Source organism: Micromonospora sp. CNZ297, from assembly GCF_007827625.1.
In genome coordinates this window covers 1-10,475 of the sequence record NZ_VISU01000055.1, presented here as the reverse complement: position 1 = coordinate 10,475, position 10,475 = coordinate 1, and the positions used below count along the sequence as shown (strand labels likewise).

General features: G+C 68.8%; 10 protein-coding genes. 8 read left to right on the top strand and 2 right to left on the bottom strand.

What is annotated here, in order from left to right; all coding sequences use genetic code 11:
• Positions 1–141 precede the first annotated feature (141 nt).
• The 3 genes from FB454_RS34500 to FB454_RS34490 are packed head-to-tail and all read left to right on the top strand — an operon-like array spanning position 142 to position 3,610.
• The gene (locus FB454_RS34500) at positions 142–1,764 is read left to right on the top strand and encodes a serine/threonine-protein kinase (protein ID WP_145824271.1); all 1,623 of its coding nucleotides are present in this window, start codon (positions 142–144) and stop codon (positions 1,762–1,764) included.
• A gap of 5 nt (positions 1,765–1,769) precedes the next feature.
• Entirely contained in the window at positions 1,770–2,921 is a 1,152-nt protein-coding gene (locus FB454_RS34495) for a restriction system modified-DNA reader domain-containing protein (protein ID WP_222433961.1), read from the top strand.
• Entirely contained in the window at positions 2,918–3,610 is a 693-nt protein-coding gene (locus FB454_RS34490) for a DUF6308 family protein (RefSeq protein ID WP_145824269.1), read from the top strand. The genes FB454_RS34495 and FB454_RS34490 overlap by 4 nt, the downstream gene beginning before the upstream one ends.
• 43 nt (positions 3,611–3,653) lie before the next feature.
• Here FB454_RS34490 and FB454_RS34485 read toward each other — a convergent pair whose 3' ends face one another.
• The gene (locus FB454_RS34485; RefSeq protein WP_145824268.1) at positions 3,654–3,854 is read right to left on the bottom strand and encodes a DUF397 domain-containing protein; all 201 of its coding nucleotides are present in this window, start codon (positions 3,852–3,854) and stop codon (positions 3,654–3,656) included.
• Entirely contained in the window at positions 3,847–4,731 is an 885-nt protein-coding gene (locus FB454_RS34480; RefSeq protein ID WP_145824267.1) for a Scr1 family TA system antitoxin-like transcriptional regulator, read from the bottom strand. The genes FB454_RS34485 and FB454_RS34480 overlap by 8 nt, the downstream gene beginning before the upstream one ends.
• Positions 4,732–5,052: 321 nt before the next feature.
• On the opposite strand from FB454_RS34480, the gene FB454_RS34475 reads away from it, so the two are divergent.
• The 5 genes from FB454_RS34475 to FB454_RS34455 all read left to right on the top strand — a co-directional run bounded on the left by FB454_RS34475 (position 5,053) and on the right by FB454_RS34455 (position 10,384).
• Positions 5,053–5,334 (top strand): DivIVA domain-containing protein, encoded by a 282-nt coding sequence (locus tag FB454_RS34475; RefSeq protein WP_145824266.1) that lies wholly within the window; start codon positions 5,053–5,055, stop codon positions 5,332–5,334.
• Positions 5,331–5,582: a hypothetical protein gene (locus FB454_RS34470; RefSeq protein WP_145824265.1), complete on the top strand. Its 252-nt coding sequence runs from the start codon at positions 5,331–5,333 to the stop codon at positions 5,580–5,582. The genes FB454_RS34475 and FB454_RS34470 overlap by 4 nt, the downstream gene beginning before the upstream one ends.
• Before the next feature lie 130 nt (positions 5,583–5,712).
• Entirely contained in the window at positions 5,713–6,303 is a 591-nt protein-coding gene (locus tag FB454_RS34465) for a DUF7019 family protein (protein WP_145824264.1), read from the top strand.
• Between the two features lie 9 nt (positions 6,304–6,312).
• Positions 6,313–9,768: a protein kinase domain-containing protein gene (locus tag FB454_RS34460; RefSeq protein WP_145824263.1), complete on the top strand. Its 3,456-nt coding sequence runs from the start codon at positions 6,313–6,315 to the stop codon at positions 9,766–9,768.
• 4 nt (positions 9,769–9,772) lie between these two features.
• Positions 9,773–10,384, top strand: a complete 612-nt coding sequence (locus FB454_RS34455) for a hypothetical protein (RefSeq protein WP_145824262.1) — start codon at positions 9,773–9,775, stop codon at positions 10,382–10,384.
• Positions 10,385–10,475: the final 91 nt, after the last annotated feature.

The window sequence follows — 10,475 nt, the reverse complement described above, 5'->3', positions numbered from 1 at the left end:
CCACCCGCTACGACAAACTCGCCGTGCGCTATGAAGCCACCCTCACCATCGCCGCCATCAACCAATGGCTCCGCGCCCTACGAAACACGACCTAGCCGACGACTCGTTGGTGTCGTCTGACAGGGCTGCCGGGGGAGACGGATGCACGCGCAGGAACGAGTCGCGGATCGATACGAACTGACGTATCCGATCGGTCACGGCGGTATGGGGGAGGTGTGGGCGGGCTTCGACGAGAAGCTTGACCGGCCCGTCGCCATCAAGTTCCTGCGTAAGCTCGCCGTGTCCGAAGCCGACCGTGACACCGCTGTCGACCGGTTCATCCGTGAGGCCCGGGTGACCGCCCGGCTGGACCACCCCGGGGTGCCGAGCGTGCACGACGTCGGCCACCACGGCGACGATCTCTACATCGTCATGCAGCTCGTTCCGGGTGTGCTCCTGTCCGACCTGATCGCCGAGCGTGGTTGGCTCGCCGTTCCGTGGGCGGCCGCCATCGGCACACAGATCTGCTCGGTACTGGCGGTGGCGCATGCGGCCTCACTCGTGCACCGTGACCTGAAGCCGCAGAACGTCATGGTGACCCCCAGCGGCGCCGTCAAGGTCCTCGACTTCGGGGTGGCCGCCCTGCTTGGACCGGACGTGCCACGGCTGACCGCCACCGGTCACACGCTGGGCACGCCCACCTACATGGCTCCCGAGCAGGCGCTCAACAGTGCCGTGGGTCCGCGCACTGACCTCTACGCACTCGGTTGCGTGTTGTTCGAGCTGCTCACCGGCAAGCCGCCGTACCGGGCCGATAACCCACTCGGCATGCTGCACCGGCACCTGAACGACCCCGTCCCGTCGGTACAGGAGCAACGCGCGGGCGTGCCGGACGTCCTGGTGGACCTCCTCGTACGGCTGCTTGCCAAGGACCCGCAGCACCGGCCCGAGTCGGCGGCCGAGGTCTACGAGCTGCTGGCACCGTTCGGAGCGGTCGATGCCGAGAAAGCAGCCGACGCTGCCCCGACCGTGGCGGACGGGCAGCGGGTCGACCCGACAATGCCATACCGGTATCCGTTCGGGCCGTTGCCGCCCCGCTCACCGCTGCCGCCGACGCGCGTCGACATCGTCCGTCCGCGAGCAGCGGCAGAGATCGTCGAACCGCCGTCACTCGATCAGCTCGCCGAGGTGGAGGAGCGCGCCTGGGAACTCGCCGAGGAAGAACGGTTCACCCAGGCCGCCGAGCTGCTCGAATCGGTGCTGCGGCCGATCAGCGGCGGACACGCGGCAAGGCAGCCGCGGATCTTGGAGCTGCGGCTCAACCTGGCCAACCTGTACGTCCTGGCCGGCGCGTTCCGGCAGGCGCTTCCGGAGTTCCAGCGGCTCGTTGTCGACCTCGCCAAGCGTCCCGTGCCGGACGAGGAATTGATCTGGCAGTGTCGGCAGCAGGCGGCGAGCTGCCAGGCGGAGCTGGGCGAGGCGACCGAGGCGTTGAGAGAACTGCGGGCGCTTCTCGCCGAGGAGCAGCAGGTGATGCGGCCGGAGTCGCCGGAACTTTTTCCCTTGCGGCAACAGATCGCCATGCTCGTCGCCGGATTGGGCGACGTGCCCGAGGCGCGGCGCCAACTGGAGGGACTACGGCTTGACATCAGCGCGCTGCACGGCTCAGGGTCCGCGCCGGCGGCCGAGATCGAAGCGCTGCTGAGCCACCTGCAGCGATTGAGGGAGGAAGCGCCCGGGTCCGCTGGGCCAAGTTCGTTCAGTGCCGCACCGCGTGAAGGATGAAAAGCATGTTCGAACTGGAAGACGCCGTCAAGCAATGCCTTGACCGGTTGGCGCGCTTCCGGCGCCAACACCAGCGCATCGGTGAGCAGAACACCAAGGCCGGACTCATCGAGCCGATCATCGGAGCCCTGGGCTGGGACCTTTTCGACGTCGACGAGGTCCATCGTGAGTATCGGCGCCGTGGCGCCGACAACCCCGTGGACTACGCTCTCCTGCTGCTGCGCACCCCACGCCTGTTCATCGAGGCCAAAGGGCTCGGAGAGAATCTCGACGATCCGCGATGGGCCAACCAGACCATCAGTTATGCCGCCGTCGCGGGTGTGGAGTGGGTTGCCCTGACGGACGGGGCGGAATGGCGCGTCTACAACGCCCACGCTCCGGTCCCCATCGAGCACAAGCTCTTTCGCGCCGTGCGGTTCGAGGAGGACTTCGAGGGCGCTGTCGAGCTGCTCTCCTTGCTCAGCAAGGAGAACATGCGCGACAACCGCATCGAAGAGTTGTGGAAGGGCTACTTCGTCGATCGGCAGGTACATGCGGAGCTGCGAAAACTGTTCGAGGCAGGAGAGCCTGCACCCGAGATGGTGGCGATGCTCGATCGCCGGCTCGGCCGGCTCACGCGGGATGAGGTGCGATCCAGCCTCGTCAGAGTGCGCGCCAGCTTCGATTTCCCTTCGTCCGCCGCGTCTGCCACCGGCATTGGCACCGGTCCGGCGGTGGTGGCCCGTGGGGCAATGGCGCCAGCAGCCGCACCGCCTGTATTGCCGACCCCGCGGCCTCCTCGATCGCAACCACCTGCGTCCGCGACCCGTCGTACCGCCAAGCGACCGGTTTCGGAGGCGGAGCGCGCAATCAAGCTTGTCGACCTGATCAGGGCTGGCCGACTGCGTCCCGGTACCAAGCTGTATGCGAAATACCTCGGCAAACAGTATGTTGCCGAACTGCTCGCCGATGGCACCATCCGGTACGGCAACCGTACTCATGCGTCCCCCAGCGCCGCCGGCGAGGCGGTGAAGATCGATGTGTACGGACCAGAGATCAGTGCCACACGTAGGGCAACCGACGGGCTGGACTTCTGGTCCGCCGAGGACGCACGAGCCGGTGATGTGGTGGCGCTCAAGGAGATTCGGCGGCGCGTGGCGATCGGAAGTGGGGCATGAGACGTCCACTGTCTCTCGTCGAAGTCCTTGCGGCCTTGGACAGTCCTCGCTCGGTACCGGAGCTTCAAGCGTACTTCGGGCTCGGAGGTGCGACGCCTCGTACCGGAAGCCAGTTCGAGCGGCTCGGTGGCGGTGGGGACCGTCCGGATTCCTGTAACGTCATCACCGCCGACGACCTGATCGCGATCGAGTTGCTCAGCGTGCGGGTGCCCCCTCAGACGGCCCTCGACCTGCTGCAGGGGCGGCTTGGCCGGGAGTTGTCGGCTCACCTGGCCGGGATCCCGACCGGCGTTGACCTGAGCGATGAAGGTGCCCTTGCCTTCGTCGACGATGGAAGCCACGCCGACCGAGCATGGCGTCTTGTCAAAAAGGCCGACGGTATCGGCTGGGTGATTGCAGGAAAGCTGCTGGCGCGAAAGCGCCCGGCGCTGGTGCCCGTTTACGACGAAGTCGTCTCCTGCGCGTTCGGGACCCGCAGGGGGTTCTGGCGCTGGCTGCACGGCCGTCTTCGCGAGGACAGCGGCATGCTCGTTGGGCGCCTCGCGGAACTGCAGGCTCAGGCGAGGTTGCCGCAGGAGGTATCGCGCCTGCGCACCCTCGACGTGGTGTTCTGGATGCGGCACCGAAGCGAGCACACGGCATACCGATGCCCTGGTCTGCGGCCGCAAGATGTCGGCCAGAGCCGGTAGCGCGCTTGTGCCCGAATCTGATGACTACACCCTGACGCTCACCTCAGACCGACCTGTCGCTTCTCATCGTGGCCACGAATGCGGCCCAGGCGGCCGGCTCGAAGCTCAATAGCGGGCCGCCGGGGTCTTTGGAATCCCGTACCGCGACCATGCCGGGGAGGTTGGTGGCGACCTCCACACAGTTGCCGCCGTTGTCGCCGCTGCGGGTGCTCTTGCGCCAGGCGGCGCCGGTCAGGTCAGTCATGACGTGTCTCTCCGATGACCCTCTTGATCATGTCTCTCGATTCTGCCTCACTCAACGCCAGCGCATCCAGCCCGGTCCAGGCGTTCTCATAGGCGCGCAACTCGTCTGGCTTGTCCAGGTAGAGCGCTCCGGTGAGGGACTCGCTGTAGACGACAGACGGCTCGGCGGCTCGACCTCCCTTGCTGATGGGAAAGTCGAGGATGACGAACGAACCGGCGACTGACCCCGGGTGAGGGCCGGCCGCGAAGGGCACGACGCGCAGGGAAACGTTCGGAAGTTCCGAGACTTCGAGCAAACGGGTGAGCTGGCCGGTCATGACCCCTGGTCCATGAACCGTCCTCCGGAGTACCGCCTCGGACAACACTGTGTCCAAGCGTGGGGGCTGCGGCAGCCTGCGGGTTAGGAGACTCTGCCGCTGGAGTCGCACCTCGACCGCGCGCTCGCGTTCTTCAACGCTGAGTCGGCTGCCGGGCTGGTAGAGGCCCAGAGCATAGGCGCGAGTCTGAAGCAAGCCGGGGATCAAATTGTCGCCGTATTCCCGGAGGTTGGCGGCGGCGGATTCCAAGCCGACGTACAGCTCGAACCAGCTCGGCACCGCGTCCCCGTACGCGTGCCACCACCCCTTCGACTTCGTCTCCGCGGCCAGCCCTCGCATTGCGTCGGTCATCTCCGCGGACACGCCGTACAGCTCGCACATCGCCTTGACGTCGAGCACCCGCACCGACCCGAGGCCGCACTCGATGCGCCAGATCTTCTGCCGGCTGTACTCCAGCGCCTCGGCGGCGGCGTCGAGGGTCACGCCGGCCTCGTTGCGGAACTGGCGCAGCAGCCGGCCGAGCTGTCGGCGCGGCACGGTCGAACCGATGTCTTCCGCCATCCGGGCACTCCTTGGTTCCATCCGGCAACAACGAGTGACATTGCTCTGCAACGTCTACTCGTTCCCACGAAATAAGTCAATGCACAACCTGGAAAGTCGTGCTTGGAACGTTGCGCATCCACTGCGCACTGTCACAGGATGACTACCGGCACTGCGGCCTGGCGATCTCTACGGCCGGCCGCTGTGCCTGTCGGTCGGTGATCGGTTGAGCAGCCCTGGTGCCGTACCGCTGAACGAAGCTGCGGTGTCAGGGCGGGGTGGGCCCGCCGGCGCGGGACGGGCAGGCGGGCCCACCCCTTCCACGACAAGGAGGACAGGCTGATGAGCGTCCGTAACGATGGGCCGGGGCGGGGCAGCGGGGCGACCGCGTACCCCTCGCTGCTGCCGTGGCAGGTGCGCGAACGCCGCTTCCCGCCCGCCCGGTTCGGGCGCCGCGGCCTCGACCCCGATGCGGTGTACGACTACCTCGGCCGTGTCGCCGGCGACATGGCCTCGCTCCACGCCGAGATCACCAGGCATCGCCAGGAGACCCTGCGGATCAAGGTGGCGCTGCGGCGCTGGCAGTCCGAGCAGGCGCGGCTGGCGAACGGCGAGCGCCGGTGACCGGGCGCTGGGTCATCCACCTGCCGGTGACCGCCGCCGACCTGCCCGCCGCGCAGCGCCTGGCCCGCGTCGTCGCCCGGTGGACCGGAATGCTGCCGCAGGCCGACCCGGGTGAGACGACCGTGTCGGCCGAGGACGACCAGAACGTACGCCATCGGGTCTTCTGCGACCTGCTCATGCCCGGCGGCCGACGGTGCCTGCTCCGCGCCGGCCACGACGGCCCCAGCTCCCGCCGCGTCCACGGCTGACGTGCTCAACAGGTGGTCGCGTCGGTGCGAGGGCCGCGCGGACACCGATTATCGTCGATCGAGGGTCAGCATCGCGAGCGTGCGCCACGTAGGGTGGGCTTCGGACGTCTCCCCGTAACCGGAGTGCATCTTGAGCCTCAAGTACTACCTCTACCTGTCGCATCTCAAGATCGGACTCCTGGCGGCACAGGTCGCCTCATCCGCGCAGCACGAGACCGAGCTCGCCGTGGACCTGAAGGTCGTCCGCTACAGCCGCAAGACGGTGCTGCCCGAGCGCCACGACCTCGACAAGCTGGAGAAGGTCATCCGGCACCTGCAGGACGCCGACCAGATCGGCGCCGCTCACGAGGAGCGCCCCTACGTCCAGGCATGCCTGGAGATGCGCTGGCAGGCCTTCCCCACCGCCGGCATCGTGGTCTTCGCGGGGACGCTCGACGACCAGGTCATCGTCCTCGGCGGGTCGGCGTCGCACGTGGTCGGTGGCGGTGACGCCGAACCGGTCGGATCGGTCCCGCCATACCTGTTCCGCAAGCTCCAGGAACTGCGAGCGGACCCGGGCGAGTTCGACGACGAGCGCTTCCATGAGTCGTTGGCGCAGATCGGGGCCGCGCTCCCGGGGCCGGCGCAACGGGTCGAGTTCGTCGCCAAGCGGCTGGCCGAGAAGTCAGGGGCGAACGGCGTGCTCCTGGGCAGCCCGATCTACGTGGCGCTCGTCGACTAGGGCCTCGGCGTGGACGCGGGGCAGGTCATCCGGTGGCGGCCGGGGGAGACCGTCCTCGACACGTTCCGCATCGAGGAGGTCGTCGAAACCGGCGGCACGGGGTTCGTCTACCGCGCCCATCACCTCGCCTGGGGCGTCGACCTGGCGGTGAAGACGCCGCGCCCGGACCTGGCCTCGGCGCCCGGGATCCTCGATCTGCTGGCGCAGGAGGCGCAGGCCTGGACCGATCTCGACCCGCATCCGAACGTGGTGGGCTGCAACTACGTGCAGCGCGTCGGCGCGTACCCGGTGATCTTCGCGGAATGGGTCGCGGGCGGTGACCTGACCGCGGCGGTCCGGGACGGGCGGTGCCGCGACCTCCCGCGGGCCCTCGACGTGGCGATCCAGATGCTGCGCGGCATCGGCCACGCGCACGCGGCAGGCCTGGTGCATCAGGACATCAAGCCCTCCAACGTCATGTACGACGGTGAGACCGCACGGGTGACCGACTTCGGCACGGCCAAGGCGAAGGCCTCCGTCTCCGCGCCCCCGCAGGGTGGCGACGAGATTTCGTACGCGACGCTCGGCGGCTTCACACCGCAGTACTGCTCGCCGGAGCAGGTCGATCCGGACGGAAGGATCGGCCGAAGCAGCGACATGTGGTCCTGGGCGCTGACGGTGATCGAGCTGCTGCACGGGCGCCGGCTCTGGAGGTGGGGACACGACGGTGCGGATGCGCTGGCGTCGCTGCGCGGTGATCTCCCGCAGCCGTTGCGCGACCTCCTGTCCGGCTGCCTGGTGCGCGACCCCCGGTCGAGGATCGGCGACACCGCCGAGGCGGAGGCCGTCCTGCTGAGCGTCTACGCGGACTGCGCATCTGGTCCCTACCCGCGCCCCGACGGGGTGTCGCCGTCTCTCAAGGCCGACGGCTTGTCCAACAAGGCGCTGTCCCTGTGGGACCTCGGCGACCAACGCCGCGCGATCGAGATGTTCGAGCGGGCCAAGGCGATCGACCCGCACAACGTCCGCGCGGTCTACAACCACGGGCTCCTCAAATGGGCCGACGGCCTGGTCACCGACGAGACCCTCCTGTCGGAACTGCGCGCCACGGGCGACTCCTGGGAGGCGGACTACCTGGCTGCGATGGTGCACATGGAACGCGGTGACGGCGTCCTCGCGGCCCGGCACCTGGCTGAGGCGGACCGCAAGCATCCGGGTTCGCCGGAGATCGCGGCCGCGCGGGAGCGCTGTGCCCGACTGGAGCCGAGGGGCACGCTCGAGGTGTTCGGGCAGCTGTCCGGCCAGGTCGTCGCGATGGCCTGCGATCATGACGCGACACACGTGGTGGTGGCCGAGAGGTCAGGACGGGTACGGGTCTGGGACGCCTTCGCGGGCCGGGTGGTCGCGGAACTCGCCGCCTCCGGCCCGGCTCCCGTCGACGTCGCGATCGACCACGCCGGAGCGCGGGTCCTCGTCTGCTACCAGGATTCCCGCGTCGAGCGGTGGCGGCTCGCCGACGGCACGGCCCACCTCGAAGGCCGGCTGGAAGGAGGAACAGCCGTGGCGCTCAGCCCCGAGGGTGGCTTCGCGGCTGTGGGTACGGCCGACGGCCGCGTCCTCGTCCTCGACACCGGCGCGTGGAAGCCGGTCGCCCGCATCCGGCCCCACGACGGCACTGTCACCCGGGTGATCCTCGGCCCGGACGCCGAGGTGTGCGTCTCCGCCTCACTGGGCCGTCCCGGCTCCGCCGTCGACCACCGGGTGGAGCAGTGGTGGCCCCTGCGGGACACGAGGATGCGGGGCCTGCGCATACCCGCCGACGAGATGGGCGGCGACGGCCAGAAGGTCGCCCTGGCGGCGGACGGGTCAACCGTCCTGAGGATCGGCTACCGGACCCTGACCGTGGTGGACATGCGGGTCTGGGACGAACCGCGACGGTGGGAGATACCCTGGCTGACCGGATACCGGATGCTCGGCGTCTCCGGCCGGGCCGGTTGGGCGCTGCTCGACCCCGGGACCGGAGACCTTCAGGTCCTCGAACTCGCCATCCGCCGATGCGTCCGCACGTTCCCGAAGGACTGGGCGCGGGGTTCACGTCGCGACGCCACGGCGTTCAGCGGGGACTGCGGCTACGCCGTCATCGCCGAATCGCACGGCTACAGCGGCCAGACCTCGCTCTCCCGACTCCCCATGCCGCTCAGCGGACACCTCGCTCCCTGGTCGTACGCGCCGCCCCGCCCGGTCGGTGCCCTCGCACGCGACGAGCGGGCGTTCGACCAGGTCATGGAACGCGTCGAGGCGATGATCGCGGCCGGAGAGGACCGGCGCGCGGCAGACGCGATCCGCGAGGCGCGTGCCGTTCCCGGCCACGAACGTCACCCGCGGCTACGCCGGGCCTCCGGGGCCCTGGGCCGGAACCTGCGGCGCACCGGACTGACCGGCATCTGGCTGGAGCAGGAGCTGTCCGATGTCATGCTCACCCGTGGCACCTTCGACATCGGCGCCTCCGGCCGGTTGTTCGCCTTCCCGGCCAACGTCGACGAGGTCGAGATCTTCGACCTGGAGACCCTGGAGAAGGCAGGCGCGGTCACCGAGCGGCGGAACCCCGCCACCAGCCTGTCCTTCGCCAGGGGCGGCCGGGACGTGATCATCGGCTACTCGGACGGATCGGTGGCCTGCCACGACACCAGGACGTTCCAGCCCCGGTTCAAGGTGGCCGGCGCCCTGCCTCGCGACGACGGGAACACCACGCTCGACATCTCGGGCGACCTGTTGGCGGTCGGCTTCGGCCATGGATTGGCGACGGTGTGGTCGCTGGAGGCGGCCGCCTGCGTCGCGACGGTTCGCACCGGACCCGGCACGATCGTCGGCGTCACGGCCGACGAGGCGTCCCGCTCGATCGCCGTGCAGCTGCGAACCCACGACGCGGCCACCGTGGAGGTCCGGTCGATGGACACCGGAAAGCCCGTGAAGACCTTTGCGGACGTCGACCCGCACACGGAGATCCGGTTCGCCTCCGGGATGCTGCTGCTGGCCGAGATGACCCGCCTGACCGCGTGGCGACCGGGTGGCAGGCGTCCGTCGTACCAGCTCGACCAGGTCAAGCACAGCTCGTCGGCGGCGTTGGCCTTCACGGACTCCCGCCGGCTCGCCGTCATCGCCGGGCTGACCGGCTTCGTCGTGTGGGACGCCGCGAGCGGAGAGCTGGTGTTCGACGGGAGGGCTCTCGACGGCCCGGCCGGAAGCCTCTCCGGGGTCGAGGAGGTGGTGGTCTCGCCCGATGGAAGGTTCGCGGTGGCCGGAGACCCGGGAGAGCAGACCGTCGACGTCTGGGACCTGCGCGCCGGACGCCGGATCCGCTCACTGCACGGTCACCACGTCCGGGTCAACGCGATACGCGCCGACGACGCGTTCGGCACCGTCGTCACCGGCGACCACCAGGGCAATGTCCGCGTCTGGGGCCTCGATTGGGACTACGGAGAGTGATCCGATGACTGGACGCCGCCAGCGCGAGGAACTGCGAGCCGCGTTCCTGGCCAACCGGGAGCGCGTCAGAACCTGGCTCGACGCCTGGGAGATTCCCGAAGTGGTGTGGACCGACGAGTTCAACGAGATCCCTCTGCCCTGGGTCGTGCGCGAGCGGGAAAGGGAGAGCTGGCTCAAGCGCCACGCACCCTTCCTGGACGCGTACGACTGGTTGTTCGTCGGACGGCCGCTGACCCCGGGGGTCCGCGAGGTGCGGGCACTGTGGCACTTCGGGCCGGCACACCGGTTCGCGGAACTCGATCTGACGATCACCAGCGTCTGTGACCCCGAGTACCTGGCCGAGAAGCTGACCCTGGCGGTTCACCACGCCGACTTGAAGGGCTGGCGTGACGCGGACGCGCAGCCGCTCTATCAATGGCTCGTCGAGGGTGTGCACACGATGCCCCTCGGCAACGGCGTGCGGGGCAGCAAACGTTCGGGGTTCGTCCTGTTGCGTTTCACCCGCTTTCCGACCTCCGACGGCGACGTGATCGTGCGTCTGACCGCAGCGGAGACCGATCGCGCCCTGGACGGCTCACCTCTCGACGACGACGGGGTGTCGGTTCCTGGCGGCTAGTACTCCAGCCGCACTTCCGTTGACCGTGTTTGCGCAGCTAGGACCGCAGATGCGGATCAGGCGTCAGAGTACACGATCGTCCACCGTAGAC

Bases quoted from the DNA above. Each gene is read 5' to 3' on its own strand.
- FB454_RS34500 (WP_145824271.1), top strand. From the start codon at position 142: ATGCACGCGCAGGAACGAGTCGCGGATCGATACGAACTGACGTATCCG.
- FB454_RS34495 (WP_222433961.1), top strand. From the start codon at position 1,770: ATGTTCGAACTGGAAGACGCCGTCAAGCAATGCCTTGACCGGTTGGCG.
- FB454_RS34490 (WP_145824269.1), top strand. From the start codon at position 2,918: ATGAGACGTCCACTGTCTCTCGTCGAAGTCCTTGCGGCCTTGGACAGT.
- FB454_RS34485 (WP_145824268.1), bottom strand. From the start codon at position 3,854: ATGACTGACCTGACCGGCGCCGCCTGGCGCAAGAGCACCCGCAGCGGC.
- FB454_RS34480 (WP_145824267.1), bottom strand. From the start codon at position 4,731: ATGGCGGAAGACATCGGTTCGACCGTGCCGCGCCGACAGCTCGGCCGG.
- FB454_RS34475 (WP_145824266.1), top strand. From the start codon at position 5,053: ATGAGCGTCCGTAACGATGGGCCGGGGCGGGGCAGCGGGGCGACCGCG.
- FB454_RS34455 (WP_145824262.1), top strand. From the start codon at position 9,773: ATGACTGGACGCCGCCAGCGCGAGGAACTGCGAGCCGCGTTCCTGGCC.